Genomic DNA, 24,419 nt, shown 5'->3' with positions numbered 1-24,419 from the left:
GGTCTAACCCATATTTAATGTGCCTTCAGTTTCTTGTTCAACCTTAAGCAATTCTTCTTGGTACCCACCTTCAGGAAGTTTGCCAGTAGCAATGTAATCCCAGTAAGTTGAGAATGAATTTTTTCCCGCCAATGCGCCTTCATAAAGTTGCCTAGCCAAATTGATATCATAAGATTGATTTGAGAATTCAGCTTTTACCGTGAACACATAATCATTAGGATTTAGCCCAAGCCATTGCGCTGCATATTTTAATGCCTGCTCAATACCTTCAGCAGCACAAGTCACAATACTGTGTAAACTTGCGTGCTGATCATCTTGTCTTGCTCGACGTGCTTCACCTGATTCTTGAGTATTGGTGTCAATAACCTTTGCACCAGCTTCTAATGCAGCATTCTTTTGAGAATCCATTTCAGCTTTGGTTTTATCAATTCCTACGCCTTGAATCTCCAAATATCCGCATTCAGCATCCTGAGGTAAATCCCAAACAGCCATTACACCAGTAACACTGATTTCGTCATCATCGGACAAGCCACTAATCCATGGTTGAGGATGAGCCGTATGATGCAGTGATTGAAAATAATCCGCTGATAACTGGTAATACTTGATCGCAGCCTTTGCCATGGATAACAATGGAATTGATCCAACATTTGGCGAATTATTCGTTGCACCGATAAATACAAAAGTAATAAAACCTAGATTTTTATCTCCAATTTTCGGAGTCTTTTCTTCAGTTTTCCCACCGTCGTGCAGGAACACTTCAAAAGTACCATCATTCAATTCTAATGAGCGCTGTACAGTCTTGGTTGTATGACTGTATTTATCCTCGCCCACATTATGTTGTTCTTCTAAAACAACCAAAGTGGTGTCCTTTCGACCACCAACACTGTTTTCCTTCCAGTTGATGATAGACAGTGCGTCATACAGAGCAAAATAAGGTTTTCCATCACCATCTACATCGATGTAAAGCCCACAACGGCCAAATTCAATAATCTGCTCAACTATTCGAATGAATAACTGCTTTAATCCGAATCCATCATTTGTTGCATTTTCTTCTAAATGCTTCATCAAATTGCTTTTGATTTGAATTTCAGGAGTAAGTTTAGAAACTAAACCAATCATAGTTCGCAATGAATCTTGGACCCATAATGGATATTGAGCACGTTGCAAATATCCAGCGTAAATCTCTTTACCTAATGGACTTTGTTTTTCAGCTTCGATTTGACCTGCTGATTTTGGTAGATACTTGGTTGTAGCTTCTTTTATGGTTTCTTCGCCAGCAACAGAGCTTGAATCTCGCATCAGTTGCCAACTCTTTTTGACCGCTGCGTACTGCGGATGTTGATCTGTCACTGCCATATTAATACCAATAAAAAAAGCACCCGAAGGTGCATACTATTTAAGCCATCCCTCGAATTCTTCGAGTTTTGACTTTTCTTTCTCGCTTATTCATCGCTACACCAAACATGCGGAATGCATCAGCACCATGAGAGGTATGATCATGCAGAGGTTTATCTTTCCAACACCCTTTTTTGTCATCCCACTCTTTACGATAGTTTTCTAAATGAGAAATACCTTCTTCACACTTGGTTTCATCAAACTCACAGTATTTAAGGATCTCACGAGTCTGTTCTATACCATCCATCACACCTATGCTTTCAACCACTTCAAATCGAACGGAATAGATTTCACCATCGATTTCATAACCTTCTTTAGCGATATCTAGACGAGATTTAGCATCACCTGTTAAAGAACGGTTTTTGATGTCGTGTGGTGCGTAGTGTTTTGAATATGTGTAGCCTCTATCTTTCAACACTTTAAAGTAATGTCTTAAGCCTTCACCCGAGTTCTCGTAGTAATCAATGACTTGATAACATTCATCAGAAATTTTCCTGATAAACCAAATTGCCATTGAGTCTGAAACGCCTAAATCCCAAAAGGTCATTACTGGCAAATGATCATTACTTGGTAACTCACCAACTCGACCATTTGCATATAAGAATTTAAATTGCTTCTTGTAATATGCGCCTTCAACTGATTGCTGAAATGCCTCAGATGGAATGCTTGGATATTCTCGCTTGATGTCATCACCCAAAGTCTTTTCTTTGGATGCATACCATGACTGTTGTTCAGGTGTGGTGTGAATATTGTGCTTAACTTTTAAATCTGAGAAGTATTCCTTTAATCGTTCCGATATCTCTGTTGCTGGGATTTGATATTCAGAGTTCTTCCACCATGAGAAGAAAAAGAATTTCCACTCTAATGGGTTTAAAGTTTTACCTTGAAGTTTTAACTTTTCAGCGTCTTGGCAATATTGATAGAAATAACCACTGCGTCCTTCTGCAGTACTTTCAAGAGTAATCCGACCACCAAGTGGAACAGCTTCAAATGCACCAGTAACAATCTCTTTTGCTTTATCAGGATGCTTTGCACAAATCTTCCCAAATTCTGAAACATGCAAGCTGTATAGCGTTCCACCACGGAATGAAGTTGAAACAGTAACGGATCCACCTTTCTTGAATACAATTTCACTGGTTGTTTCTTTGGTAACTTTATTCGCCTGCTTCACATCATCAGTTAAGCGGTCATAAGCATATTTGGTCTTATTGCGAAATAGGCGTTCAGCATCTGGTAAAGTATGTGCAATCAAAGCACAATGCTTATGATGAAATAACGCTAGATCTAGCTGAATAATGCAAACTTCTGTAGTGAAACCAAGCTGACGAGCTTTAAGAATGACATTACGGTCATGCATACCATCAAAGTATTCTAACTGCTCAGGTGTCATTTTAAATCTGACACATTTTCCGTTTTTATCTTCTACAAAATAAAGATTATTTAAGCGCCAGAACCGATTTTTAAGGAGTTCTCTTTGTTTATTTGAGAGCATATTACCTCCTTAAAGATCTTCATCCCCTATCTCATCCATAACATCTGAAATTGTTTGAACTGTTACAGAACCTGTAAGCTCAACTTTGTCTTTGAAAGCCCCAACACTTACATGCTTACCAATCAGCTCAAGGTTCTTGACTTTGTCAGGCCATTTGATTTTTTTAAGCCAACCTGATTGCTCACGATCTTCTCCGAAGCCCTCAAATTGCTCAATATTTTCTATATTGGAAACATATTGACGCCAAATTAAAGGCCACTCACCAATTGGTTTGAAGTTATAAGAGTCATCCATAATGTCTAAAACGTCCATCTGATCTATCTCAACCAAACGTCTTAAAACATAATCCGCATCTACTTGGGTGCGCTCCAATCTTTGAGCGCTTAAATATGCAACTCGCTCTTGAACTTCATCACGTTCGAATGCCCTCCAAGAAGTGCTCTTATCCGCATACCCTGCCAATTCACCAGCTTTGGCAATGTTCAAGCATTTTAAATATTCTTGCGCTAACCGCTCACGACGGTCATCTTCAAGTGGCTCACTCCCTTTCGGAAGCTCTATATCTTCCATAAAGGAATCTCCAATAAAAAACCTCCCGAAGGAGGTTTAGTTGTTAACCAACTAACTGCTTACGAAAGGATTTATGGATCATCTCTTTTATGTCATCTTCTAAGTTGGCTTCAAATATAAGAATAATACTTGCAGATTCAAATTCAAAAGACGACTTATCATATTCTTGACCAGATAGATAAAGTTCTAGATTCCCGCTATTACTTATATCTGAGAATCCAAATTTATCTCCACAAATATTTACTAAGATATATTGTTTTGATTTCATTATTATCTCTATAATTAATTTAGAAACAATAAATTATCAAATTATCCAAGTAAGATCAATCACTCAACATACTTCTAATTGTTTTAGACCATTCTTTTAGCTGACTAATCTTTCGATCAATGACAATCATTTCATCACGAGTCATAAGGCCACGAGATAAGCTTTGATATTTATTGATCTCAGATTCATATCGCTTGAGATTGCTTAGTGCTTCGGTTTTGTCCATAAGCGCTCCGACTGTACCCAGTATTTACCATGTTGCTGAATGCATTCTTGGCACTTGCGACATCTTCTTATTTCTATACCTTTTATCATTACTGATAATTCTGCATGAACTGGATGTGTGCAAATACCAAAATGCTTACGAACCATGCACCATAGTGTGATTAATAAAGATTTCATCCCACTTTCCTCTAGGCATTAAAAAACCACCGTTGAGGTGGTTAAAGGTTTCGAATTCGAAAGGTTTAAAATGGTGTGATTACACCTAATTAAGGGTGACATTTGATGTCATCCCCCTTAAACATACATTTACCCTGCTACACGTTTTGCGCTTATCAGCTATTCGGAATTCCCGAATAGTTCAATTTTAAAGATGAAGTGACCGATTAGAATTGCCTGATCCGCTATACAGCATAAATCACTTCTCTTTAAAATCTAAATAGGCCTAACCTTCCCACACTTCCGACACTCTCTCACCGTAAAGAAATCTGAATATTCCCAAACGTGGCGGCAGAAAATTTGTTTAATTCGGAGCATGTTGTTCTCCTTGGAATTAAAAAGGACGTGGTGATCTGCCACATCCTTGCCTTAGATTACGATATTGATCAACTCGGCAACTGATCTACCGCTACTCAACACGACAAACATCTCAAAGTTAGCTATTGATCTGCTCTGTGTCTTTCAATTCAATTGGTCGGGGAGTCACCCACGCTTTAAGGCTCTGAGGCTAACTCAATGTGTGACGAAATCACATTGGATTCAAACCGATTTATACGGCTGGTTTCTGCATCCCACCGTTTGCGCTTATAGTTCACCATTATTATGGCAAACGTCACAAATCCAAGTTGCTACTAAAGCTAACAATTTTTCATGAGTCGATCCTCAATAGATCACTTGTGCACGTCACAAGCACCTTTATAAAATTTAGACGTAAAAAAAGACGCCTAAGCGCCTTTAATTTTAAATACGGGATAATCCCTTATTTGATTTGCCTTGCCAGCTTCTCAGCTTCAACAAAAGCATCATGAAAACTTACTTTATCTGAAAACCAAAACTTATATGTCTTTTCACCAATTACAATTGACTGCTGGAAGTAATCGTTCGGGCTTTTCTCTACAACTTGACCGCTAAGATCGCCACCGATGCAAATATTCATGTGTTTTCCTATTTATCGGTGGGAGTTTAAACCTGATATGCAGTTTTGGTATAGCAGAAATGCAAAAAGCCCACTGGAAAGTGAGCTTTAAGTAAGGTTACAAACGCTATCTATAAAATACTAAACCTGAATTTAGACCACCAAATAGATACATTAATAATGTAAGAATAAGAAATATAGCGAAAAAAAACATTGCATTTAAAGAGTAGTACATAACTTTACTACCTTATTTAATAATTGTTTACATATTATACACGAGAAACAACATTTAACATAATTACTTATTCCCAACTTGTTTTTAAGCAAAAAAAATACCCACTTGATAGGACCAGTGGGCATGGAAATCAAAACTGTCTTGGTCTCGGATGAACCGTAATACGACCAGAATATGAATTAATATATCCTATTCCCATTATTTTGGGAAGCTTAATTTTTCACATCTTTATATGTCTGTTTTCTGTACTTTTCCACACCTTCAGATGCACATTTGATTGCGCCTTCAATTGATAGGATCATCATAGTTTCGTACTGCTTCCATGATTTTCTATACGCTTCATAATTCATTTTATTCTCGCCAATCCCTGCATAGTACAAACGCCCTTTAGCTGTAAAGTTATCTTCCATTGCTGGATTGATAGCAAAATCTAGGACCATACGAGCAATAAGTGAAGCCAAGTGCTTCAAGGTCATCTTATCAGGATCTTTCTTGCCGTCCTGTGCTGCCTCTTTAACCATAATCCCTGCTAAGTGGTTTAACAGAAAATCATAATCCCCTTTTGCATTCTCTCCAAAAATTACAATTGAAGTGATTGCCTTTTCAAGTGGTGTATCTAATGACGCAATAGCACCCAAGCGATCTTGATAGTCCAAAGGTTTCTCTCCTGTGCCTTTTGTCTCATCATTGAATTGTGGTGACTTCGCAGTGATGCCATGAGTCAACCACTCGAATTGTTCAAACTTCTCTGCTACTGCGTTCATAATTGCCCCTTAAACCTCTAAAATCTCAATCCCATGCACTGACATCATCAAATGCTTTTTGATTCGATACTCAACAAGACTTCTTGAAATCTTGCTTTTGACATCTTCAACTATCTGGCACCCATCTTTGAGATAGACAAAATCTGCTATATAACGAAGCGCTGGCTTCTTACGTGGCTCATTGCTAAATCTGACCGACTCAGCGAGTACAAACGCATATTGCGTCTGTAGATCTCTGATTTCCCCTGCACGCTCAAGAATCTTCAATTCTCGATAACGTCTAGCTTCTTTGAGTGAATCGAACTTTAGACCATCACATTCGATAGTCTTGTTCTTGTATTTTGATTGGCGAGGTCGAGCTTTAGGAATTTGCATTGTTATTCACCAACCCTTTCCAAAATTGTCTTGATGGCCTTGATTGTCATTTCGTGATCATCCTTTGGGACAATGAACAAACTTGAAATTGACCAGCATTTAAATTGATATTTCTTCGCCTGTGCTTCGTGATGTTTACAACGACGGTCTAACTCTTCATTGAATAAAAGAAGTTCCGCATGCTCTTGCTGAAGCTCTTGGAGGGTCATGTTTAGATAATCACTCATGCTCACCTCGCAGGGCTTTTTCTAAAATCTCAATTTGCACTTCTACTTGATCACATCCCCACAAATCATTTTCAGCTTTAAGCCCTTTAAGAACAGACAAAGCCGCTTCAATCAGCTTGTGCCTCTCATCAACCACACCCTTTAATCGCTCAATCTCTTCTTTCGCAGCATCAAGATGAAGCTCTGAATCACGAGTTAACAGCTTTTGTTGGTCTAGCTCGGCCTGTCGGGATTGCCAACATGCTTCCCAAATACCCCAATCTCGCTCATACATACTGCCTTTGTTATAACGTGAGCCAAAGTACTGTTCATTGTTATCAAAATGCGCTTTTAACTCTTCATAATCTGTACCAGTCAAATCAGCTTGTTGTCGCTCAAACGCTTCTCTGCACTTATCCATGACGTTCTGCCTCCAAGTCCTTGACAACCGTACTCGGACTAACGTGATTGCGAATGTCTGTGACGTGGTCTGTGGTGTCGTCTGTTCGCTTGTCAGAGCACATGTGATGTTCAGGAATTGGATACCATTTCTTAATCCCGAATCTCTTCTCCATCCATGCAGTGTCATGCTCTGCAATGGCGGAGCGGAGGTCGTTTAAATCTATAGCTATTTCAAATTTGCTATTGCTGTAAATATGCTTTTCAAATTGAAGCCATTTGCTTACATAACCAGACCACCACCATGTCCACTCACCTTGTTTTAGATACATCCCATTTAGCCATCGCTCCGCATGTTCAGGCGCCCCATCCACAATCTCTCTCATCTGCTCAATAGTCAGGTTGTTTATAGTTGTCATAGTGCCACCTCATTGCGCTCAACATTTAAGATGTCTTTTGCGTACTGTGTTGCTTTGTAATGCGTGTCCGTAACTCGCTCTAAATATCTTTGCTTCACAAACATTTGAAGCAAGTGATAGACATTAGCTCTATGAATATCTAGCACTGCTTCTTGAATATCCTTGATCGTAAAAGGTTGTGTTGCATAGCACGCAAAAAGCACTACACTTAAATGATCTTCGAATGTTGTTTTAGATTCGCTCACACCCCACCCCCTACGCTTTCCACGTCAGTAATGGCTTTTTTCAACTTATAACCTGCGGATTCAGGCTTTTTTTCACAAGGAGATAAATCATATAGTTTTGCATCTTCTAATCCTCCCCATGACTCCACTAACTCCCAACTATCGACTAGTTTTTGCAATTCATTGCAACGCAGACCAGACTGGAGCATTAATAATTGGTCTATCGTGTAACTTGGTAAATTCAAGAATTTCTTGGCTTCTTCCCAACCGTGTTTTTTCACAAACTCAACCGCATTCATACCAGCTCCCCTTGCATTGACCCGCTCTCAATACCATCTAAAACACTGCCTACATTTCCGAACTGGCAATACTCAAATCGATCACTCAAACGAACCTCTCCTTTTTTGCCTTGTCGGTTTTTAACAACATCAGCAACGATCACGCCTTGTGCATTTGGACATGGATAGAGCATCACAATTTTGTCGGCATCCTGAGCGATTTGCCCTGATCCGCGTAAATCAGACATTGTGATTTTTTTGCCAATGGCATCTTTTGTGAGTTGAGATAAAGCGATTACTGGAACCTTGAAATCCTTAGCAATCTTTTTCAAACCTTTTGAAACTGCGGTAATAACATCGTATTGTTCTTTGAAATATGGATCGCTCATCAACTGGATGTAATCAACAATCACACAGCCGATTCGTCCATGCTTTGCAATTGATTTCTTAATTTCTCCACGGATTTCTTGAATTGTGATACCTGTTTTATCAACGATATCAAGCTTGTATTGAGGGAAAACATCGACAGTCAAATGAACCCATGATGAATAATCATCACTTGTCATATTTCCCTTGTTGATGTGATCAAATGGGATCTTGCCCAAAGCACTTACAATTCGATTGGTGACTTCGTAATGAGCCATTTCACCTGAGAAAAACAATGTAGGTGCGTTGTTCCGCTTAACTGCATTGAGTGAAACCATCTGAGCCATTGTTGTTTTACCGCCACCTGGTGCGCCAGCGACTACCATGTAATGACTTGGCTCTATATCTCCAAGCATTGCATCAAGGTCACGTAAACCTGTATTTACGCCATAAGCCAAACCAGTTTTGTTGGTCTTGTGCTGGATCTTCTCGTTCAGTACTTCAAACGCCATAACGCTTGAATCCTGTAGGTTGTAACGAGTATCGGTGGCAATCACTGACTCAACACCAGCCACAATTTCTTGGGCTTTCATTGGCATGTCTTCAGTCAATGTGTTTTGAGCCAGCTCAATGATTTTCTTACCAGCTGATTCAATTTTTCGGCACTCGGTAAGCTTCTTTAACTTCAAGATGTAGCTTGGAATGTTGTAAAACGATGCTGGTGCCTCTTGCATCATTTGCATCAAGTACTGCTCGCCACCAAGGATATGTAATTGGTTGTTGGCTTGAAGTAAATCCTTAACCATCACCACGTCATACGGCTTGCCTTGGATATTTAGGTTTTCAATGGCCTTTAAAATTTCTTGGTGACGAGTAGCGTAAAAGTCCTCAACACTCGGCTTTACTTCAAGGCTGTTGTAGCTGTTGTCAACAGTCATCAAGGTTGCTAGTACAGCTTGTTCGAATTCCATCTTGTGAAGGTTTGACATGATCAGAACTCCACAAATGAATCTTCTAGAGATTCTTGTTGATTGGATTGTGGATGTGCAGTTCTTGGATTTTCCAATTGCTCTAATTGACTATTGGTCTCATGCCATGCCCAAGTTGCTTTGAAAGATTCCCAGCCACGTAAAACAATGATCTGAAATACACGTTCATTTGAAAGTTGTGCTTCGCTTGCTTGATTGAAAATGATTTTCAAAGCACGCTCAGTGATGGTTTTACGTTTCTTGTTTTTCAGATCAATAAACTCTTGAGCTGTTTCTTCTGAAACTCCATTTTGAGATAAGAATTTTTTAGCAGAGAATTTTTGTGCTTTAGGTGCGGATGCGCCTAAATTAATATCTGTAGTATTCTCTGTTGTATTCTCTGTAATAGATTGCCCGTTTGGTGCAACACTGTTGGTACGTTTGGTGCCAACTAGTTCGCCCGTTTCGTTCAGACTAGATTGCCCGTTTGGTGCATACTGTGATGAATCAAGGCTTTCAGAGTATTCTATTAATGCTTTGTATAGATTTTCACGCTCAACTTTGAAGTAAACCTTGCAAGGTACACCCCTTTTCATTTCCTTTAAAAAACTTAGGTCTTTCAGTTTTTTACGGGCATTTTCCTGTTCTTTGCGAGTTAGACCAGTTTCCATAGTCCAGTCATGTTGGGTTTTATAGATCCACCCATCAGAATTTTTAGTACGTGCGGTCCAGTACACCAATTGCGACAGCATTAGTGCGCCATTAATTCCACACCCGATAAAAACATAGTGTTTGTTAAACGCAATTGGTTGATCGTTCATAGCCTCAATCAGCTTAATCATTGAGATTGATGTATTCACACAGCACCTCGCAGAAAATCAAAAAGGTCATAACGAGCTTTGGCAACACCCATGGCATTGTCTAAGCATGGCTTTTCCATATTTGCTTTGAGCGCACCTTCAAGAAGTCTGATTTTTTGCTCAATCATTCTTTCTCGATAGGTTGCTTGCGGCTCTGGTGGTTCATGTGCTAAATTTGTTTTCATTCGATACTCCATGATTCTTTAGGGGGTTATTGAATACGCGGTGAATTACACGAAGCCTGATCTCGCAAATCAGGCTTTTTTAATGTCTAAATCCCCGTGAATCCCTTCGGATCCCTCTCGAAATTCGACCTCTGTACTTAAATCCCTTAACAAAGCTGATACTCCCAAGCGCTCGAACGATTTTGCTTGTAAATTAAGTACATGCCACTCACCTGCAATTTCTTTTTCAAGCAGGTAGGCCATATATTGAGCAAGGTCTTTACCTTTAATTTCAGCTAAAACCTTTGCTCGTTCGTGATTCTCAGGAGATAAGCGCACATGCGTAGATTTTTTTTCAAGGCTCATGGTTTTTCCTATGCCACTTGGTGGCGTGTAATTGGTTCTTTTCCATTTGCTAAGTCACGGATTTGGTATTCGCGAGCTAATGGGATTTTGTTTTCTGGCCATTGATAAACTGCTGATGGTTCAACACCTAAAAGCTTAGCCAGCTCAACACCATTAACCCCAAGCAACTTCAATGCTTCATGTTTGGTCATCACTAACACCTTAAAATAAGATTTCTTAGTATTTAATCAAAGAAAACTTATAAAAGCAATATGTAAGATAACTTATATGGAAAAACAATCTGCTGGTCAGCGCATACGTGCGCTTAGACGTTCGAAAAAATTAACTCAAGTGCAATTAGCTAAGGTTGCCGGAGTGAGCTCGCCTGCTGTTACTGAATGGGAAAAAGATAGTTATTTACCTAAGGCTGCATCACTTGAAGCTATGGCGAATGAGTTTGGCGTTACTACTGAATATATTCTTACTGGAAAGGGTGGTGAATTTAAAAGCGAAAGGAATGTTGCGCCTGTTTCACCTAAAATGGCCCCAGTTCTCTCTTGGGTGCAGGCTGGCGTGTTTACCAACGTAGAGTCGGTTGATATGTCACAGGTCGAGGAATGGCTTCCTTTACCTGATGATTGTGACGAATGTTTTTATCTAAAAGTTCAAGGATTAAGTAACTACCCTACATTTCATGAGGGGGATTACATTCTTGTTGATCCAACAGTGCAATATGATGAAATGCAGTCAGGGGATGTGATCGTTGTAAGAAAGCATGATGAGGCCACTTTTAAACGGCTGGTTATCGAAACTGATAACTCAAGATATTTACAGGCTCTAAACCCTGAATTTAAACCAAATATCATCCCGCTGGATGAAGAGTGTGTTTTTGTTGGAGAGGTGGTTGACTCGATTAGATATGTATTTAGATCAAAGCGCAGAAATAAGATGCGCAAGAGTTAATAAGGCTGCCTTTGCGTGAGTTCATTAAATTAAATTTCTTATATAAAAGAGAATATTATGATCGCAACACTAAATAAATCAAAAACTGCACTAACAATTAATCGTCAAGACTTCAAGCTAGCATTAGCTAAAATCGGCGCAGGTATTGATAAACAAATAGCATCACTTAAAAAGGCAAAGCAAAGCTATGATCCTGCTGAAATTGCACAAGAAGTCATTAATGAAGCTAATATCTTTGAAGCCATTATTGAGGGTTTTAACGAGGCAGAAGAAACAAATCTAAAGCTGACTGACATAACCAATCTTGAAGTAGCACAAGGATGGATTGATGAGTTTTTGGAAAAGTATTCAGAAGCTTAATAAGCCAAAAGCAATTTTTATAAGAAGAATCTAAGATGAATAAATTTGACTACATGAAACTAGGGATAATTCTTATTGCAGTTGCCCTCTGTTGGGTTTCAATCGTTTTTTAAACTGCGAATCCGACGCAGTCTTTTGATCGGGTGGAGAATAAAATGTTAAATGGGAAAATATATGTACCTTGTTTGCGCTCTGGTGCATCTGAAATAAATGCATTAATAACTTTACCAAATGAAAGCAAAGCACTGATCACTCCATTAATTTTTTTAATGGGTAATGATTGGGAGAAAGTATCTAGCTTTATAAGTGCTTATGAATACCCATTATGGATTGATTCATCATCCTTTAAATTAGATGAAGAGGGAATTATTAATAACCAATTAAACGACAGCTCTAATAACTACTTGTTTAAATTTGAAAAATACTGTGAATTAAAAACATTAAATGAAAATATATCACCAGTTCTTACTTTGAATTCAGTAAATAAACCTAGAGAATTAATTCAATTAGTTAAAAAATTTAAGGCAAACTTTAATAGTGTTGGTTTAAGAGTTGCTTTAAACCATGAAAATCACAATGATATCTTGAACCTATTGGACAAAGTTCTATTATCATTTGAATCTAGCGAAATGGAGAATTTAACAATATTTTTGGATTTAGGTAAAATTGATAATTCTAGCCAAATAGAAAAAGATCACGTAGTTTCCTTTTTGAAATATATTCAAAATAACCTTTCACCAAAAAATATTGTCACAACAAGCACTTCTTATCCTGCTAAACCAGTTGGTGCTATTTACCAAGAATGTTATGACCTTCTATGGCAAGAAATATTAAAAGAAAAAGTCGACACTCATAATTTTATCTATGGAGATTATGCTGCAACCTCTCCAACAGATGTAGTTCAAGTTAGTAAGTATATGAGACCGCGACCAGCAGCAACATACCTGTTGGATAGTTTATCTTGGTACATTGAAAGTCAAGGGAAGGTTCAAGAGTATACAAAGTTTGTTGATATTGCTAAAAACATCTTGAGTCTAGATGGGTATCATGGAGATGAATTTTGCTGGTCTAATACCGAAATTAGACGTATCAGCAATATTACCGATCTAACAAAAAAGGGTTATGGTGGTCAACAGCAATGGAATGAATATAAAATTCACCAACATATTTGTGCGATTTTACACTCAAAAACAAATCAAGAGGTTGCAAGCGAAGAAGAAGAGGACTGGTAATTTTTTCTGAGTTTTAATTGTTTTAAAACAAAGGCTCTAACAAGGTTAATATCTAGACTATCTGCTAATAATTCACGCATTTCATTTTTTGTAGTGCGTGATTTAATCTTAATTTCATATTGTTTCGCTAAATCGATAAGTTCATCTTTCCAGAGCAATCCAGATAAGTCGTAGGTATTATTTGTCGCATGATTATTAGCCATTCTAACAAGGGCTAAAGATTCGAAATTATCAACAACAATTATACCTATTTTTTTTGGTGTAATAGTTAGCGCAGACTCTAAGTGCTTACCATGTACGCATAACCAAACCTCATCAAATACATTTAAATATGCTTTCATTTGTGAAGTCCATCTTTTGAGGCTATCTTTCTCGGACTTAATCTCAAAACCAACTAAACGACCATTAGCTAGAGCTAGATCAGCTCTAAAAGTCGAATCCACTGAGGAATTAGGATCTTTATTTGAAAAACCTAACTCATCAATCAGTAAATCGTTTTGACTAATCTTAAATCGATTTTCTATCCAGCATCTCAAAGCAATGCGTATATCTACTGGACCTAAAGTTTTTTCACTGTTAATCATCACACCCTCCACACTCTAGCAGTCACACTATAAGCGATTCAGATTCTAACAAAACGATAGAAGATTTTAAATATTAAAAACTCCTCTCAACCCACCCAGCGTGGGTTTTCTTTTGTCTATTAAAGCATAAATAAAATAAGTTTCTAAAAAAATATAAGTTTTCTTAGAATAATTCTTGACAATAAAACTAAGTTTTCTTATATTTATCTCATACACAAACAAAAGCCCACTTAGACGGCAAATCACAAGTGGGCTTGTACTCAGTACGAGGTAATTATGTCACACAAAAAACCACAACGTCTACTGACGATTGAACAGATTTCGAATCGTCGCTTATGGGATAAGGCTCAAAGCTTACTCCTTGGCTCAATCATCATCTTTTTGATCGGTGCGATGTTCTATATCGCTTTGGTAAGGGGGTGAGTGATGTTTTACAAAGTCATCAACCAAGTAGCGCTAGATGCCTACAACAAACTTGAATCAGATCGTTTAGAGCTTCGTAAAAACGCTCAACTATTTGCAGATGAATATGAAGCTGATCCTGTGATTCTTCAAGACTCTGATCGTATTTGGTTGTGTGGGATTAAATTTAAAGATAACTCTAAGGTTAATCGTGAAGTTTGGACCAAACCTGAACGTCAATATGGTCATTCTTGGATTCGCACAAAGCCTTTAAAGAAAAGCCTACAAAGTGAATTCGATGCTGAAAAAACAAAATGGGATGAGCTTCATTCTAAGTATTTTTCACAAGTGAAACGTGTAGATAAAAACTCATTTTATTCAACACTTGGCTTGGATGGTTCTAGCTTCTTTTTTAGCTCATTCAAATGTTTTGAATATCAAGGTGCTTTCTATATTGAGACCAGTATCAATCTAAAGGTTGGTGTAGAAATACTTGGTTCTGAATATGCTGAAGCTGAACGTGCAAAGAATGCTTTAAAGAGTAAGGAGCCACAACAATGAATATGCTTTCTAATTACGCTCCTGAAGCGCCTACATTTCAAAATCTTGTGGTAGCTGATGAGCCTGATATTAAAGGATCAACAGTCCACTTCTCGCTGATTGTACCGAATTACAGCGCTTGTTACGTGTCTGCTGTAGTTGAAGCAAACCAAACTACAAGTTCATTAGCTTGGAACAATACAAGCGATCCGCAAAACGATGTTGATGTTGATTATGACTTGCTTGAAGTAGCGACTTGGCACCGTCCTATTGTTGAAGATTATGACGATATTTTTGCTGCTCAAGGACTTCAATTTGCACTGACAAATAGCCAAGTTTATACACTTAATGAAATGCTTAAAGCGCATTTTGAAGAAGAAAAAGTTAATGAATTAAAAGGGGTTGCAGCATAATGGAACTACAAGTATTAGAACAAAATGTGATTGTTTCTGCATTCAACAATGCGAATGGCATTCAAGCAATCATTGATCAAATTAAAGCTCAAGTAAGCAGTATTGTTCCTGATGTGACAACTCCAAAAGGCCGCAAGGAAATTGCTTCACTGGCTTATAAGGTTGCTCAATCAAAATCTGCAATCGATGCTGAGGGCAAAAAACTCAAAGAGCAATACACGGTTGTTACCAACAAAATTGATGCTGATCGAAAATTTGCGCGTGATGAATTGGATACTGAGCGTGACCGCATTCGCCAGCCATTAACAGATTGGGAAAATGCGGAAAAAGATCGTGTGGCAAAGCATGAGTCGGCTATTCAGGAAATTAAACATTTTGCAAATAACAATTCCTTAATCACAGCAAATTCTTCAATGATTGAGGGCGCTATCGCAACACTTAATGATCAAGTAATTGATTCATCATTCGAAGAATATGAAGAGCAAGCGAAATTAGCAAGGCTCGAAACATTAGAAACTTTGCGAAATGCCCTTTCTGAAACCCAATCTCTTGAGGCTGAACGTGCTGAATTAGAACGTCTACGTCAAGCTGAAATCGAGCGCCAGCAGAAAGAACGTGACGAAAAAATTGCACGTGAAGCTGCAGACAAGGCTCGTGTTGAAGCTGAAGCAAAGGCACTTGCAGACCGTAAAAGAGCCGAGCAAGAAAAGCTTGAAGCCGAACAACGAGAAGCGCGCCTAAAACTTGAAAAAGAACAAGCTGAATTGCGCGAACAGCAATTAAAGCAACAAGCTATAGAGCGTGAAAAGCAAGCTGAAATTGATCGCCAAAAAGCAGTTGAAGCAGAGCGTTTGCGTATTGAGCAGGAAGTTAAAGCAAAGGCAGATGCTGAACTTAAAGAACAGCAAGCACGAGAAGCCAGCAAAGCTCACAAAAAGAAAATTTGTAATGAGGCACTTCAAGGTCTTGTGAGCATTGGTGTTTCAGAAGAATTGGGCAAACAAATTTTACAGGCGATTCACAAAGGTGAAGTGCCACACGTATCAATCAAGTTTTAAGGATTAGAAGATGAATGCAGTTGCTCAAGTTGAAAATCAATTAGGTGTTTCGCTTAAAGATTACGATGTTGATCAGGCTATGTGGTCTGCCCTAACCTCATCAATCTTTCCAGGTGCGAAACCTGAATCAATCGTCATGGCAGTTGAATATGCGAAAGCGCGTAATCTCGACATTATGAAAAAGCCTTGTCACATCGTACCAATGAATGTGAAGGATTCTAAAACAGGAAACACTGAATGGCGTGACATTATCATGCCATCAATTGCAGAACACCGTATTACTGCTTCTCGATCAAACAGTTACGCAGGAATTGAAGCTCCAGTGTTTGGGCCAATGGTTGATATTAATTTCGGTGGGATTTCTCATACTGTTCCTGAGTTCTGTACTGTTACTGTTTATCGCATGATCCATGGCGAAAAGGTCGCATTCTCTCACACAGAATATTTTGAAGAAGCATGCGCGACAGTAAAAGGTGGTGGCCTGAATTCCATGTGGACAAAGCGCAAGCGTGGTCAATTGTCAAAATGCGCTGAAGCTGGTGCACTTCGTAAAGCTTTTCCTGAAGAAATTGGTGACGAGTATACCAAGGAAGAAATGGAAGGAAAAATCATAACTGTTGGCAATGATGTTGCTCAAGAAACCAAAGTGACTGATTCTCGCCCTTCTCTAACTGACGCACAAATTGAAAAAGCTATTACCAAAATCAAAGCTGGTCAAGGTGATCTTGAAGCATTAAAAGCTCACTACAAAATCACAGACGAGCAAGAACACTATGTTCGCGCTCAAACTGAGGTGCTTGATCATGATTCAGTTTAGAGCTTCAAGTGTGGGTAAGCTTATGACTTACCCTGAAAAAGATACATTGGCTGATGGTGCTTTAACTCACATCTATGAGCTTGAAAAACAAATCATGCTTGGATGGAAACCAAACCTCAATACCTTTGAAATTGAAAAAGGTCGAGTTGTAGAAGACCAAACAATTGCGCTTTACAATCAAGTTTCTGGCAATTTTTATGTCAAAAACAAGGTTCGTAAAACCTCTGATTTGCTCACTGGTGAGTGTGATATTTGTGAAATTGAAGAAGATTTAATTTTGGATGTTAAGTCTTCTTACTCAAAGGATACCTTTCCTTTAACGATAAAAGAAGGTCAGAAAAAACTGTATGAATGGCAATTAGATACATACATGCACCTTTGGGATATTGGTAATTCAGGTTTAGTTTTTGGCTTGGTGGACACTCCAAGTCATTTAATCAAAAAGCATGAACCTGAAGACTGGCACATTGTTGGCCATATCGCTCCTGAACTTCGAATCACAACGTTATTCCGCGAACGTGATGCTAAGCGTGAAAAGCAACTTCTTAATAAAACACGTGTTGCTCAAGACATGCTTTGCGAGTTGCTAGATAAGCGCGGATTTAAGTGGGAGCTCGCAGCATGACCCTCCTAAAACTTTACTCAACAATGGCGTGGTGGTTGTGATGGAAATTCAAGAAGTTCGTACTCACCACATCCCTGCTAGCAATGGTGTAGACCCAATTGATGTATTCATAGTTTGGTATGGGAAGCAGGCATTTCAAGTAACGATACGTTGTTGGGATTGTGCATGGACAGGGTACCGTGGCAGTTGTGGTTTTGATCGCATTGAAGATTATTTTGTTGATCTTTGGATTGAGCGCGGGTGTCTTGAGCATTTGGTTCAAGTCTTTACTGCCACTTCAAGACATACAACTCAACGTGAAGAAAAATGGCTTTTTAAAATCATCCAAAATGTCTGTAAGCATTTTAAAGATATGAAGGTGGCGTGATGGAAATACACGAAAAACGAATTCTGCTTGAGGCTGTAGAAACTCTAATTCGTCGTCCAGCACAAGCTGACGAAACCACTCTTGGTAATGCAATTGGTTATTTCACAAAGCTTGTAGAGGATTTGACTCAAGGTCAAATAACCTTGCTTCCAGTGCAAAAACAGCAATTAAAAGACGCTATTGAAGAAGTAGCTTAACAACAAATTCAAGCAAAAATCTGCGCATTATCATCAAACAAATAGGATTTTGCGCAAGGTTTTGCACATAGGTGATGAGATGGAAAATAGAATGAGTATTGATCTTGATCTAGAAAGAAGAAATTTCGAAGCAAGTGGAATCTGTACAAAATCGATGTTTGAAAATGTTATGTGGGTCCAGTGGCAATTTAAATATGTACCACTTGTAAGAGAAAAGAAAATCTGTGACAACGCCATAAAAATTAATGATCGTTTTTTGGGTTGGAAGGCAGCCAAAGCCCCCCCTGAAGGGTTTGTTTTGGAGCTAGAAAAAGGTCGTTTTGTTCAATACGAGTTAATAGACCTTTTAACTAGATCACTTAACTCATCCAAGGTTTTAAAAACAAATACAAATTGGGTGCATGTAGTGCGAATGCTTAATGTAGGTTCCACTGTAGCCCATAGAATTTGTGAAAAATTAGGAGTAGATCCAGAAAGCACGAAATTCGAAGCACAGGAGCAAAGTCATGACTAAGAAATGCGTGAACAATGGCAACTGGTTAAATATGTGTGAATCTTTAAAAGAAGTAACTACCCATCATTACGGTGATATTGAAGCGAACGTCATGACAACAAGTGATCGAAAATCCTCTCGTCTTGAAATTGTCGCAGGTCGATTTAAGAAAAATCGAGTTGCTTTGAATTTTTGCCCTTTCTGTGGTGTGGGTATTGTGACTGAGCATAAGGAGCCTGAGCATGACAATTCAAACTGAAGAAATCCTTGAAACAGCTCATGAAATCACTGATCAGTTAGCACCCTTTGTAATTAGTGGTGATGAAACAACTTTGAAATTAAGCAAAAAGCAAGTTGATGATTTATACCACATTGTTGTGAATTTCATCGTAATCAATGAAGTGAATGGTTTACCTAGTGAAGTGGTTAAGAGTTTGGGAGAAGTGGCGTGAATTGGATAAATATCAAAACTCAAATACCTAATCCTCATGAAGATATATTGATGGTAGATGACAGCAAAAACACTCATTATGGCACATTTGAACTATCTGTTGATGGGACTCGACACTGGATTAATGATTGTGATGATGGAACTTTCATTACTCACTGGATGTATATTCCCGAACCGCCGACAGAAGAAAAGGAGGAAGGTTGATGACTAAAACTTATGAAATCAAAACTCTTTCAGATTTCTTAAAAGTCCCAACCGATCGAATTGGAGATTGTTTAAAAGAGTTTGCTGTTAGTTTGGAATTCTTAAAAGCAAATCATGAGCTCATGGGACTGGAAAATGGGCAGATGGAATTTTTTAACTGGACAGATGATGGGAAGAAAAACATAACTGCCGATTTTAAGTTTGGCAAGGATGTGATTCGTTCTGAAGTGAAGGAGGAAGGTTGAATGGGTGCTCTAGAATTTTCTACTTATGATTATTTGTTCTTGAAACATAGATCAATAGTCATAAAGCTCATGGATGTGGCTGAAGAGTACTACCCGGCATTGAAAAGAGCCACAATTAACAAAATGGCAAATGATAATGAATTTCCATTCCCTGTTTTTAAGATTGATCAAAAAAGCCGTACAGCACCATATTTTGTAAATCTCAAAGATTTGGCTGATGCTCTTGATAAAGAGCATCAAACAGCAGCCAAAGACTATGCTACATTTCACCGATGAGATGTAGCATCTCCTCAAACGTCATAACATTTCTTCTAATTTTTAATGATACATATCGCTGCAAACTGGACCATGTGGTATGAAGGGTATACTGTTGTATTTGAGGAATAGTCATACCCTTTTCAGCTAATCGGGTTGCGCCCTCATGACGCAGGTCATGAAAGCGTAAATCTTCAATTCCCAATAATGCGCAAGTCTCATTAAATTCAGTAGAAATAGACCCAGCACGCAAAGGGAACAAATACTTAGATTCACACTCAGACAGAATCATTCTGTTTCTATATTTCGGGCTTAATGCAAGATCAATTAGTTTTTCCAGCTCAACAGAAACAATGAATTCTTTGTGATTACCTTTAGATCCATTTGGGTTTTTAAGATCCCTAACTAGAAAAACCCTATGTTCTCTGTTGTAATCTGAAACCTCAAGTCTAGTGATTTCAGCCTGTCTTCTACATGAAAATATTGCAAATATCATAAGTAGATGCATTGGGTATACAGATCTTCCACGGTTCCATGTTGATGTAAAGAATTTTAAAAGTTTTTCTAATTCTGCTCTCTCATACAATCTATCTCTCGTATTACCTCTATTGATTTGTCTTGTTTTTCTTAACTGCAACATACCGTCAATTACTTCAGTATATTTAATATCAGCACCCCACAATAATCTCGCATGATTAAGTACTGACTTTAAATGCTGTAATTCATTTAATATGGTTGATGGGGAAACGGGGTTTAAGCCTAATTTTGGATATCCTATTTTTCTAGCTTTAACATGTTCAGTGATATTCATTGCACCAAATTTATCAGAACTAATTTTACTAATCGGAAGCTTTAATAAAACACGCAATGATCTTATTGTGGTTATCGAGTACTGATCCCCCACCTCAATCAGATACTTGTTGATTAAATCCCCAATTGTAAATTTACTTGCTTCAACTTTACCTTTTATGATTTCAGGATTATCTTGTATTTCAGCCTCTCTTTTTTTGAGCCAATTTGAAGCTGTTCGCATTGTTGCAAATGTTTTGGATTCTTTATAAATTACACCTTGTTTATTTATACGAATTTCAGCTCGATAGCGAATAGTGCCATCTGTCAATTTTCTTTGAGAAATAGTGCCCACATTTACGCCTTTTAAAGTTTTTTCTTTAAGGTGTAAAATTATGGCGTAAATAGATACATATTAATAGTTATTAATACATGTTAATGCGTATTAATGAATATTGAAAAATTTTAACAAGAATATGAATTTTAAGTAAAAAATACCAAGTTATTGATTATATGGAGATATGAAGAATGTTAAGAAAATCAATCACCGAATGGTTCGATGAATATAGCGAAAGTCATCAAAACAAAACCAATAAAGCCATCCATTGGGCTTGTGTTCCCGCGATTTTATTTGCCATCATTGGGATTCTTGCACATTTTAGTGCTTTGCTTACGGCACTACTTCTAGTTCTAACCCTCGTTTTCTATGCCCGTTTAGATATTGTTCTTGCTGTAGCAATGACCGCATTAATTGCAGTCATGGCATGGATCATTTACTTACTCCCAGTCGGTGTTGGTTTCTATATTGGGGTATTTATTCTGGCTTGGATTGGTCAATTTTATGGTCACAAAGTCGAAGGTAAAAAGCCTTCTTTCTTTAAAGACCTTCAATTCCTCCTCATTGGCCCCGTATGGTGCATGGATGCCTATCTTGGTAAAGTACTACCCAAATGGAAAACACGCCAGAAACTGGCTTTTTAGCGCAAATAAACCAGAGGGAAAATTCAATTCGGCTTTTCCCTCCATTTTCTTCAATTTAACAGATAAAATAACCCGTAAAAGCACAATAAACTTAAAGCTAAATTGACTAGAATTTTCTTAGAAATAAGTGCTAAAACAACACAGATCATTGCTGTTAAAAAATAGGCATCCAAAGGCAATGCACGCAATTGATCTCCATTAAAAAATACAATTGGGGCACAAATAGCGGTCAGCAAACATGGCGCTGAATACTGCAACATATTTCCAATCACACGAGGTAATTTCAGGGCGATTTTAGGTTCTAAAAAAAAGTAACGGTTAATCAATACAATGCCTGCCAAAGTTAACAATAAAGTCCATGTCATTTTGGTGCTCCTATGTTTGTTACTCCGACGATTTTTGCCGTACACATCGCACTAAACATTCCCAAAATCCCAGATAGCACAATGCCCGCTTCAAATTGAAAATATTTAAAAATACAGGCAGATACTAAGGTAAATATGACGCCCACTAAAGTTGCGCTACTTTTCACCATAGGCACAATAATCAAAATAAATACCGCAACAATTGAAAAATCTAAATGTAAGCTTTCTAAATTTGGAATTGATTTAGCCAGTACAATTCCCAATACACTAAATAGACACCAAGCCAAATAAAAACATAGCCCAGCACCAAACAGATAAGCAAAGTTGCGTTGTTTATCTTTGCCAATACCGACAGCAAACAGTTCATCTGTCAGCAAGAAGCCAATTAATATGCGTTGCTTAAACGGAAAACGACTGACATCTTGACGAAAATTAAGCGCATAAATTAAATGCTGACTTGTTAAGAAAAATACCGTAATCATAATCGTCAAGGCAGATGCATGTGACATGACTAAACCTAAACTTACCAACTGTGCTGCACCTGCAAATACAACAGCGGACATTGAGAACGCTTGTGCAAAGCTTAATCCAGCATTGATTGCCATTGATCCAGCCAGAATACCCCAAGGCAGTACGGCAATAGATAAAGGTAAAATATCCACCACACCTTGGAAAAAAGCCTTTTTATTTTGCATAGACTTCGGCTCAATGTCGGCAGTATAAGATTCAAATTGATCACTCATTTGCAAAATCCAAATCTAAGAATTTAAGCAGTATCTTATAAATGATCAGTGATCGCTTGGATGAAATTGCTATTTGGTGAGGGACTGTAGAACGTTTAAATGACTATTCCCAAATACATTTATTAAATATTTAATGTGCTTAAATATTGAGAAGGTGTAACCCCGACTGCTTTTTTAAAATGACGATTAAAATGACTTTGATCTGAAAAACCACTATTTTGAGCAGTCATTGCGATACTCTGCCCTTGTTTTAATAATTGGCGCGCTTTCTGTAAACGGACTTGAACCAACCAGCTATGCGGCGGTAAGCCCGTATATTTTTTAAATTCACGTAAAAAATGCCAAGGGCTTAATCCTACATATGTCGCCAAATCAGTGAGCGAATAATCATGCTCAGGAAAACTGCTTAATAAATCTTTGACTATTTCAACTTTCCGTTGTGCTTCTGGTAATTCAGCAGGTGTTAATTTGGCACGACCATAACGACTGATTAAGCGGGCTAAAGTGGATAAATACATACTCTCTTTCAGTAAAGTATTTTCTTTTTGTTCTAATAAATCAAAAAGTAAACAGAGTTGCTGTGCCAATCCAACATCTTGCACAACTGCTTGTGGGAACCACGGTACGCTATTTTTAACACTAAAAAAATCTTGCCCTGCATCTAACAACATTTCTGGCGTTGGATAAATTGCACGATATTTCCAGCCTGACTCGACAGCAGATGAACCTGTATGAATTTCATCAGCATTGACTAAAATAATGTCGCCCTTCGGTGCTGTATGTAACTGCCCAGTCCGATAAAAACTCTGTGCACCATCTTCAATCACACCAATACAATAACCTTCATGCGCATGCTTTGAAAATTGCTTATGGTGATACTGTGCTTTTAACAACTCTAATCCACCCAATTCTTTTAGGTGAAAATAGCTTGCCCACTCCTGCATTTTTTCTATTCAGACTTTAGATAATATTTTAAAAATAGCAGGTTTATAAAAAGCGTATAGAACAAAATTGCTATCTATACGATTAGACATGGAAAATACAAAGATCTTTTGTGCACATAAGAGAATAACCAATAGATTACTGATAGGTTTTTCCATTATGTTTTAGCCAACCATCTTGATGACGACGTTTTGGATCATGGTGTGTCCAATGCATTACACCACCTTGATTACTATATTCATATTCGCCAAAAAATTCGACAGTATCACCTTTGCGTAAATTATCGATACGGGGTGCTAAATCAATATTATGCGCAACCAGTACAGTTAAGCCATTATCCAGTGCAAGAATAAATTTTTGATGACGTGAACCTTCATTATCATCACGCAAGACGGCTTTTACTCGACCAATCGATTGTACTTGAACATTACTGAGTTTTGCATCGTAGGCTTTTCGAATAACCTCAAGACCATTTTGATTTTGACTATTGGCAGACGGCTTATCTTTAAATTGGTTATCTTTACTTTGCTCATTCACATGCTGTGTATTGTCTTGTGAATGATTGTTTTGCTGATCGATCGATTCAACTTTAGAGGATTCAGTTGCTTGATTTTTTTGTTGATTAAGATCAACGCCTAGATAAGCTGCGACGATCACTGCGATTACAGCACCAATACCAAGTTGAGTTTTATTTGCCATAAAGTTTGA

42 protein-coding genes are annotated in these 24,419 nt (G+C 38.0%); 18 read left to right on the top strand and 24 right to left on the bottom strand.

Going from position 1 to position 24,419, the window contains the following annotated elements:
- Positions 1–3 precede the first annotated feature (3 nt).
- The 18 genes from AC4CUY_RS05630 to AC4CUY_RS05545 all read right to left on the bottom strand — a co-directional run bounded on the left by AC4CUY_RS05630 (position 4) and on the right by AC4CUY_RS05545 (position 10,897).
- Complete coding sequence (locus AC4CUY_RS05630; protein WP_419278246.1) at positions 4–1,356, bottom strand: DUF4055 domain-containing protein; 1,353 nt, start codon at positions 1,354–1,356, stop codon at positions 4–6.
- 40 nt (positions 1,357–1,396) lie between these two features.
- Positions 1,397–2,887 (bottom strand): terminase large subunit, encoded by a 1,491-nt coding sequence (locus tag AC4CUY_RS05625; RefSeq protein ID WP_419278247.1) that lies wholly within the window; start codon positions 2,885–2,887, stop codon positions 1,397–1,399.
- Positions 2,888–2,896: 9 nt separating this feature from the next.
- On the bottom strand, positions 2,897–3,457 hold the full coding sequence (locus AC4CUY_RS05620; RefSeq protein WP_419278248.1) for a terminase small subunit: 561 nt from the start codon (positions 3,455–3,457) through the stop codon (positions 2,897–2,899).
- 43 nt (positions 3,458–3,500) lie between these two features.
- Positions 3,501–3,725, bottom strand: coding sequence for a hypothetical protein (locus AC4CUY_RS05615; RefSeq protein ID WP_004725001.1), 225 nt, complete (start codon positions 3,723–3,725; stop codon positions 3,501–3,503).
- Positions 3,726–3,780: 55 nt separating this feature from the next.
- Positions 3,781–3,951 (bottom strand): hypothetical protein, encoded by a 171-nt coding sequence (locus tag AC4CUY_RS05610; protein ID WP_419315948.1) that lies wholly within the window; start codon positions 3,949–3,951, stop codon positions 3,781–3,783.
- Positions 3,952–4,926: 975 nt separating this feature from the next.
- A complete protein-coding gene (locus AC4CUY_RS05605; RefSeq protein WP_490773790.1) occupies positions 4,927–5,103 on the bottom strand; it encodes a hypothetical protein in 177 nt (58 codons plus the stop codon).
- A 426-nt stretch (positions 5,104–5,529) separates the two neighbouring features.
- Positions 5,530–6,081, bottom strand: a complete 552-nt coding sequence (locus AC4CUY_RS05600; protein ID WP_275059614.1) for a hypothetical protein — start codon at positions 6,079–6,081, stop codon at positions 5,530–5,532.
- Positions 6,082–6,090: 9 nt separating this feature from the next.
- Positions 6,091–6,456, bottom strand: a complete 366-nt coding sequence (locus tag AC4CUY_RS05595; RefSeq protein WP_490773789.1) for a DUF1064 domain-containing protein — start codon at positions 6,454–6,456, stop codon at positions 6,091–6,093.
- 2 nt (positions 6,457–6,458) lie between these two features.
- Positions 6,459–6,683, bottom strand: coding sequence for a hypothetical protein (locus tag AC4CUY_RS05590; protein WP_490773788.1), 225 nt, complete (start codon positions 6,681–6,683; stop codon positions 6,459–6,461).
- The gene (locus AC4CUY_RS05585; RefSeq protein WP_490773787.1) at positions 6,676–7,083 is read right to left on the bottom strand and encodes a hypothetical protein; all 408 of its coding nucleotides are present in this window, start codon (positions 7,081–7,083) and stop codon (positions 6,676–6,678) included. Before AC4CUY_RS05585 ends, AC4CUY_RS05590 begins: the two co-directional genes overlap by 8 nt.
- On the bottom strand, positions 7,076–7,480 hold the full coding sequence (locus AC4CUY_RS05580) for a hypothetical protein (RefSeq protein WP_490773786.1): 405 nt from the start codon (positions 7,478–7,480) through the stop codon (positions 7,076–7,078). The genes AC4CUY_RS05585 and AC4CUY_RS05580 overlap by 8 nt, the downstream gene beginning before the upstream one ends.
- Complete coding sequence (locus AC4CUY_RS05575) at positions 7,477–7,725, bottom strand: hypothetical protein (protein ID WP_239046285.1); 249 nt, start codon at positions 7,723–7,725, stop codon at positions 7,477–7,479. Before AC4CUY_RS05575 ends, AC4CUY_RS05580 begins: the two co-directional genes overlap by 4 nt.
- Positions 7,722–8,003 (bottom strand): hypothetical protein, encoded by a 282-nt coding sequence (locus AC4CUY_RS05570; RefSeq protein ID WP_490773785.1) that lies wholly within the window; start codon positions 8,001–8,003, stop codon positions 7,722–7,724. The genes AC4CUY_RS05575 and AC4CUY_RS05570 overlap by 4 nt, the downstream gene beginning before the upstream one ends.
- The gene (locus AC4CUY_RS05565; RefSeq protein ID WP_239046286.1) at positions 8,000–9,337 is read right to left on the bottom strand and encodes a replicative DNA helicase; all 1,338 of its coding nucleotides are present in this window, start codon (positions 9,335–9,337) and stop codon (positions 8,000–8,002) included. The genes AC4CUY_RS05570 and AC4CUY_RS05565 overlap by 4 nt, the downstream gene beginning before the upstream one ends.
- Before the next feature lie 2 nt (positions 9,338–9,339).
- Positions 9,340–10,176 carry a DNA-binding protein gene (locus tag AC4CUY_RS05560; protein ID WP_239046287.1) on the bottom strand — a complete coding sequence of 279 codons (837 nt, stop codon included), beginning with the start codon at positions 10,174–10,176 and terminating at the stop codon, positions 9,340–9,342.
- Positions 10,173–10,361, bottom strand: a complete 189-nt coding sequence (locus AC4CUY_RS05555; RefSeq protein WP_056517833.1) for a hypothetical protein — start codon at positions 10,359–10,361, stop codon at positions 10,173–10,175. Before AC4CUY_RS05555 ends, AC4CUY_RS05560 begins: the two co-directional genes overlap by 4 nt.
- 69 nt (positions 10,362–10,430) lie before the next feature.
- Entirely contained in the window at positions 10,431–10,706 is a 276-nt protein-coding gene (locus AC4CUY_RS05550) for a hypothetical protein (protein ID WP_004817486.1), read from the bottom strand.
- Positions 10,707–10,714: 8 nt separating this feature from the next.
- Complete coding sequence (locus AC4CUY_RS05545; RefSeq protein WP_004817487.1) at positions 10,715–10,897, bottom strand: Cro/CI family transcriptional regulator; 183 nt, start codon at positions 10,895–10,897, stop codon at positions 10,715–10,717.
- 76 nt (positions 10,898–10,973) lie between these two features.
- Between AC4CUY_RS05545 and AC4CUY_RS05540 the strand changes: the two genes are divergently transcribed.
- From AC4CUY_RS05540 to AC4CUY_RS05530, 3 genes are all read left to right on the top strand, one after another.
- Positions 10,974–11,648 (top strand): LexA family protein, encoded by a 675-nt coding sequence (locus AC4CUY_RS05540; RefSeq protein ID WP_239046288.1) that lies wholly within the window; start codon positions 10,974–10,976, stop codon positions 11,646–11,648.
- A gap of 57 nt (positions 11,649–11,705) precedes the next feature.
- Complete coding sequence (locus AC4CUY_RS05535; RefSeq protein ID WP_411171280.1) at positions 11,706–12,008, top strand: hypothetical protein; 303 nt, start codon at positions 11,706–11,708, stop codon at positions 12,006–12,008.
- A 155-nt stretch (positions 12,009–12,163) separates the two neighbouring features.
- A complete protein-coding gene (locus AC4CUY_RS05530; protein WP_490773784.1) occupies positions 12,164–13,240 on the top strand; it encodes a beta family protein in 1,077 nt (358 codons plus the stop codon).
- Here the strand turns inward: AC4CUY_RS05530 and AC4CUY_RS05525 are convergent.
- A complete protein-coding gene (locus tag AC4CUY_RS05525) occupies positions 13,204–13,824 on the bottom strand; it encodes a sce7726 family protein (RefSeq protein ID WP_490773783.1) in 621 nt (206 codons plus the stop codon). The two genes, AC4CUY_RS05530 and AC4CUY_RS05525, sit on opposite strands and share 37 nt — an antisense overlap.
- 276 nt (positions 13,825–14,100) lie before the next feature.
- On the opposite strand from AC4CUY_RS05525, the gene AC4CUY_RS05520 reads away from it, so the two are divergent.
- From AC4CUY_RS05520 to AC4CUY_RS05455, 14 genes are all read left to right on the top strand, one after another.
- Positions 14,101–14,247, top strand: coding sequence for a hypothetical protein (locus tag AC4CUY_RS05520; protein ID WP_004725032.1), 147 nt, complete (start codon positions 14,101–14,103; stop codon positions 14,245–14,247).
- Between the two features lie 3 nt (positions 14,248–14,250).
- Positions 14,251–14,787 (top strand): hypothetical protein, encoded by a 537-nt coding sequence (locus AC4CUY_RS05515; RefSeq protein WP_490773782.1) that lies wholly within the window; start codon positions 14,251–14,253, stop codon positions 14,785–14,787.
- Entirely contained in the window at positions 14,784–15,179 is a 396-nt protein-coding gene (locus AC4CUY_RS05510) for a hypothetical protein (protein WP_419339019.1), read from the top strand. Before AC4CUY_RS05515 ends, AC4CUY_RS05510 begins: the two co-directional genes overlap by 4 nt.
- Positions 15,179–16,237 carry a hypothetical protein gene (locus AC4CUY_RS05505; RefSeq protein ID WP_490773781.1) on the top strand — a complete coding sequence of 353 codons (1,059 nt, stop codon included), beginning with the start codon at positions 15,179–15,181 and terminating at the stop codon, positions 16,235–16,237. The genes AC4CUY_RS05510 and AC4CUY_RS05505 overlap by 1 nt, the downstream gene beginning before the upstream one ends.
- 10 nt (positions 16,238–16,247) lie before the next feature.
- Positions 16,248–17,054: a phage recombination protein Bet gene (gene bet / locus AC4CUY_RS05500; RefSeq protein ID WP_096734600.1), complete on the top strand. Its 807-nt coding sequence runs from the start codon at positions 16,248–16,250 to the stop codon at positions 17,052–17,054.
- Complete coding sequence (locus AC4CUY_RS05495) at positions 17,041–17,679, top strand: hypothetical protein (protein WP_490773780.1); 639 nt, start codon at positions 17,041–17,043, stop codon at positions 17,677–17,679. Before bet ends, AC4CUY_RS05495 begins: the two co-directional genes overlap by 14 nt.
- A gap of 40 nt (positions 17,680–17,719) precedes the next feature.
- On the top strand, positions 17,720–18,046 hold the full coding sequence (locus tag AC4CUY_RS05490) for a phiTE_072 family protein (RefSeq protein WP_314339358.1): 327 nt from the start codon (positions 17,720–17,722) through the stop codon (positions 18,044–18,046).
- On the top strand, positions 18,046–18,243 hold the full coding sequence (locus AC4CUY_RS05485; protein ID WP_314339393.1) for a hypothetical protein: 198 nt from the start codon (positions 18,046–18,048) through the stop codon (positions 18,241–18,243). Before AC4CUY_RS05490 ends, AC4CUY_RS05485 begins: the two co-directional genes overlap by 1 nt.
- Before the next feature lie 91 nt (positions 18,244–18,334).
- On the top strand, positions 18,335–18,757 hold the full coding sequence (locus AC4CUY_RS05480; protein WP_490773779.1) for a hypothetical protein: 423 nt from the start codon (positions 18,335–18,337) through the stop codon (positions 18,755–18,757).
- Positions 18,750–18,995: a hypothetical protein gene (locus AC4CUY_RS05475; protein WP_490773778.1), complete on the top strand. Its 246-nt coding sequence runs from the start codon at positions 18,750–18,752 to the stop codon at positions 18,993–18,995. The genes AC4CUY_RS05480 and AC4CUY_RS05475 overlap by 8 nt, the downstream gene beginning before the upstream one ends.
- Complete coding sequence (locus AC4CUY_RS05470; RefSeq protein WP_490773777.1) at positions 18,979–19,188, top strand: hypothetical protein; 210 nt, start codon at positions 18,979–18,981, stop codon at positions 19,186–19,188. The genes AC4CUY_RS05475 and AC4CUY_RS05470 overlap by 17 nt, the downstream gene beginning before the upstream one ends.
- Complete coding sequence (locus tag AC4CUY_RS05465; protein WP_490773776.1) at positions 19,185–19,391, top strand: DUF551 domain-containing protein; 207 nt, start codon at positions 19,185–19,187, stop codon at positions 19,389–19,391. The genes AC4CUY_RS05470 and AC4CUY_RS05465 overlap by 4 nt, the downstream gene beginning before the upstream one ends.
- Complete coding sequence (locus AC4CUY_RS05460) at positions 19,391–19,636, top strand: hypothetical protein (RefSeq protein ID WP_490773775.1); 246 nt, start codon at positions 19,391–19,393, stop codon at positions 19,634–19,636. The genes AC4CUY_RS05465 and AC4CUY_RS05460 overlap by 1 nt, the downstream gene beginning before the upstream one ends.
- On the top strand, positions 19,637–19,912 hold the full coding sequence (locus tag AC4CUY_RS05455; RefSeq protein WP_244015435.1) for a pyocin activator PrtN family protein: 276 nt from the start codon (positions 19,637–19,639) through the stop codon (positions 19,910–19,912). It begins immediately after the preceding gene.
- On the opposite strand, the gene AC4CUY_RS05450 is transcribed toward AC4CUY_RS05455, so the two are convergent.
- Positions 19,896–21,035 carry a tyrosine-type recombinase/integrase gene (locus AC4CUY_RS05450; protein ID WP_490773774.1) on the bottom strand — a complete coding sequence of 380 codons (1,140 nt, stop codon included), beginning with the start codon at positions 21,033–21,035 and terminating at the stop codon, positions 19,896–19,898. The genes AC4CUY_RS05455 and AC4CUY_RS05450 overlap by 17 nt on opposite strands.
- A gap of 173 nt (positions 21,036–21,208) precedes the next feature.
- On the opposite strand from AC4CUY_RS05450, the gene AC4CUY_RS05445 reads away from it, so the two are divergent.
- Positions 21,209–21,661, top strand: coding sequence for an Mpo1 family 2-hydroxy fatty acid dioxygenase (locus tag AC4CUY_RS05445; protein WP_244015433.1), 453 nt, complete (start codon positions 21,209–21,211; stop codon positions 21,659–21,661).
- Positions 21,662–21,711: 50 nt separating this feature from the next.
- Here the strand turns inward: AC4CUY_RS05445 and AC4CUY_RS05440 are convergent, their stop codons facing one another.
- From AC4CUY_RS05440 to AC4CUY_RS05425, 4 genes are all read right to left on the bottom strand, one after another.
- Positions 21,712–22,026 carry an AzlD domain-containing protein gene (locus AC4CUY_RS05440; protein WP_004820009.1) on the bottom strand — a complete coding sequence of 105 codons (315 nt, stop codon included), beginning with the start codon at positions 22,024–22,026 and terminating at the stop codon, positions 21,712–21,714.
- Positions 22,023–22,769, bottom strand: coding sequence for an AzlC family ABC transporter permease (locus tag AC4CUY_RS05435; protein WP_336953898.1), 747 nt, complete (start codon positions 22,767–22,769; stop codon positions 22,023–22,025). The genes AC4CUY_RS05440 and AC4CUY_RS05435 overlap by 4 nt, the downstream gene beginning before the upstream one ends.
- 122 nt (positions 22,770–22,891) lie before the next feature.
- Positions 22,892–23,713, bottom strand: coding sequence for an AraC family transcriptional regulator (locus tag AC4CUY_RS05430; protein WP_490773773.1), 822 nt, complete (start codon positions 23,711–23,713; stop codon positions 22,892–22,894).
- A 136-nt stretch (positions 23,714–23,849) separates the two neighbouring features.
- Complete coding sequence (locus AC4CUY_RS05425; protein WP_419328157.1) at positions 23,850–24,410, bottom strand: DUF3465 domain-containing protein; 561 nt, start codon at positions 24,408–24,410, stop codon at positions 23,850–23,852.
- Between the last annotated feature and the right edge of the window lie 9 nt (positions 24,411–24,419).

It is taken from the genome of Acinetobacter sp. 778_lipA, from assembly GCF_058242985.1.
The sequence above is the reverse complement of the archived record's forward strand: the minus strand, read 5'-3'. Positions and strand labels throughout refer to the sequence as shown.

Bases quoted from the DNA above. Each gene is read 5' to 3' on its own strand.
- AC4CUY_RS05630 (WP_419278246.1), bottom strand. From the start codon at position 1,356: ATGGCAGTGACAGATCAACATCCGCAGTACGCAGCGGTCAAAAAGAGT.
- AC4CUY_RS05625 (WP_419278247.1), bottom strand. From the start codon at position 2,887: ATGCTCTCAAATAAACAAAGAGAACTCCTTAAAAATCGGTTCTGGCGC.
- AC4CUY_RS05620 (WP_419278248.1), bottom strand. From the start codon at position 3,457: ATGGAAGATATAGAGCTTCCGAAAGGGAGTGAGCCACTTGAAGATGAC.
- AC4CUY_RS05615 (WP_004725001.1), bottom strand. From the start codon at position 3,725: ATGAAATCAAAACAATATATCTTAGTAAATATTTGTGGAGATAAATTT.
- AC4CUY_RS05610 (WP_419315948.1), bottom strand. From the start codon at position 3,951: ATGGACAAAACCGAAGCACTAAGCAATCTCAAGCGATATGAATCTGAG.
- AC4CUY_RS05605 (WP_490773790.1), bottom strand. From the start codon at position 5,103: ATGAATATTTGCATCGGTGGCGATCTTAGCGGTCAAGTTGTAGAGAAA.
- AC4CUY_RS05600 (WP_275059614.1), bottom strand. From the start codon at position 6,081: ATGAACGCAGTAGCAGAGAAGTTTGAACAATTCGAGTGGTTGACTCAT.
- AC4CUY_RS05595 (WP_490773789.1), bottom strand. From the start codon at position 6,456: ATGCAAATTCCTAAAGCTCGACCTCGCCAATCAAAATACAAGAACAAG.
- AC4CUY_RS05590 (WP_490773788.1), bottom strand. From the start codon at position 6,683: ATGAGTGATTATCTAAACATGACCCTCCAAGAGCTTCAGCAAGAGCAT.
- AC4CUY_RS05585 (WP_490773787.1), bottom strand. From the start codon at position 7,083: ATGGATAAGTGCAGAGAAGCGTTTGAGCGACAACAAGCTGATTTGACT.
- AC4CUY_RS05580 (WP_490773786.1), bottom strand. From the start codon at position 7,480: ATGACAACTATAAACAACCTGACTATTGAGCAGATGAGAGAGATTGTG.
- AC4CUY_RS05570 (WP_490773785.1), bottom strand. From the start codon at position 8,003: ATGAATGCGGTTGAGTTTGTGAAAAAACACGGTTGGGAAGAAGCCAAG.
- AC4CUY_RS05565 (WP_239046286.1), bottom strand. From the start codon at position 9,337: ATGTCAAACCTTCACAAGATGGAATTCGAACAAGCTGTACTAGCAACC.
- AC4CUY_RS05555 (WP_056517833.1), bottom strand. From the start codon at position 10,361: ATGAAAACAAATTTAGCACATGAACCACCAGAGCCGCAAGCAACCTAT.
- AC4CUY_RS05550 (WP_004817486.1), bottom strand. From the start codon at position 10,706: ATGAGCCTTGAAAAAAAATCTACGCATGTGCGCTTATCTCCTGAGAAT.
- AC4CUY_RS05545 (WP_004817487.1), bottom strand. From the start codon at position 10,897: ATGACCAAACATGAAGCATTGAAGTTGCTTGGGGTTAATGGTGTTGAG.
- AC4CUY_RS05540 (WP_239046288.1), top strand. From the start codon at position 10,974: ATGGAAAAACAATCTGCTGGTCAGCGCATACGTGCGCTTAGACGTTCG.
- AC4CUY_RS05535 (WP_411171280.1), top strand. From the start codon at position 11,706: ATGATCGCAACACTAAATAAATCAAAAACTGCACTAACAATTAATCGT.
- AC4CUY_RS05530 (WP_490773784.1), top strand. From the start codon at position 12,164: ATGTTAAATGGGAAAATATATGTACCTTGTTTGCGCTCTGGTGCATCT.
- AC4CUY_RS05525 (WP_490773783.1), bottom strand. From the start codon at position 13,824: ATGATTAACAGTGAAAAAACTTTAGGTCCAGTAGATATACGCATTGCT.
- AC4CUY_RS05520 (WP_004725032.1), top strand. From the start codon at position 14,101: ATGTCACACAAAAAACCACAACGTCTACTGACGATTGAACAGATTTCG.
- AC4CUY_RS05515 (WP_490773782.1), top strand. From the start codon at position 14,251: ATGTTTTACAAAGTCATCAACCAAGTAGCGCTAGATGCCTACAACAAA.
- AC4CUY_RS05510 (WP_419339019.1), top strand. From the start codon at position 14,784: ATGAATATGCTTTCTAATTACGCTCCTGAAGCGCCTACATTTCAAAAT.
- AC4CUY_RS05505 (WP_490773781.1), top strand. From the start codon at position 15,179: ATGGAACTACAAGTATTAGAACAAAATGTGATTGTTTCTGCATTCAAC.
- bet (WP_096734600.1), top strand. From the start codon at position 16,248: ATGAATGCAGTTGCTCAAGTTGAAAATCAATTAGGTGTTTCGCTTAAA.
- AC4CUY_RS05495 (WP_490773780.1), top strand. From the start codon at position 17,041: ATGATTCAGTTTAGAGCTTCAAGTGTGGGTAAGCTTATGACTTACCCT.
- AC4CUY_RS05490 (WP_314339358.1), top strand. From the start codon at position 17,720: ATGGAAATTCAAGAAGTTCGTACTCACCACATCCCTGCTAGCAATGGT.
- AC4CUY_RS05485 (WP_314339393.1), top strand. From the start codon at position 18,046: ATGGAAATACACGAAAAACGAATTCTGCTTGAGGCTGTAGAAACTCTA.
- AC4CUY_RS05480 (WP_490773779.1), top strand. From the start codon at position 18,335: ATGAGTATTGATCTTGATCTAGAAAGAAGAAATTTCGAAGCAAGTGGA.
- AC4CUY_RS05475 (WP_490773778.1), top strand. From the start codon at position 18,750: ATGACTAAGAAATGCGTGAACAATGGCAACTGGTTAAATATGTGTGAA.
- AC4CUY_RS05470 (WP_490773777.1), top strand. From the start codon at position 18,979: ATGACAATTCAAACTGAAGAAATCCTTGAAACAGCTCATGAAATCACT.
- AC4CUY_RS05460 (WP_490773775.1), top strand. From the start codon at position 19,391: ATGACTAAAACTTATGAAATCAAAACTCTTTCAGATTTCTTAAAAGTC.
- AC4CUY_RS05455 (WP_244015435.1), top strand. From the start codon at position 19,637: ATGGGTGCTCTAGAATTTTCTACTTATGATTATTTGTTCTTGAAACAT.
- AC4CUY_RS05445 (WP_244015433.1), top strand. From the start codon at position 21,209: ATGTTAAGAAAATCAATCACCGAATGGTTCGATGAATATAGCGAAAGT.
- AC4CUY_RS05440 (WP_004820009.1), bottom strand. From the start codon at position 22,026: ATGACATGGACTTTATTGTTAACTTTGGCAGGCATTGTATTGATTAAC.
- AC4CUY_RS05435 (WP_336953898.1), bottom strand. From the start codon at position 22,769: ATGAGTGATCAATTTGAATCTTATACTGCCGACATTGAGCCGAAGTCT.
- AC4CUY_RS05430 (WP_490773773.1), bottom strand. From the start codon at position 23,713: ATGCAGGAGTGGGCAAGCTATTTTCACCTAAAAGAATTGGGTGGATTA.
- AC4CUY_RS05425 (WP_419328157.1), bottom strand. From the start codon at position 24,410: ATGGCAAATAAAACTCAACTTGGTATTGGTGCTGTAATCGCAGTGATC.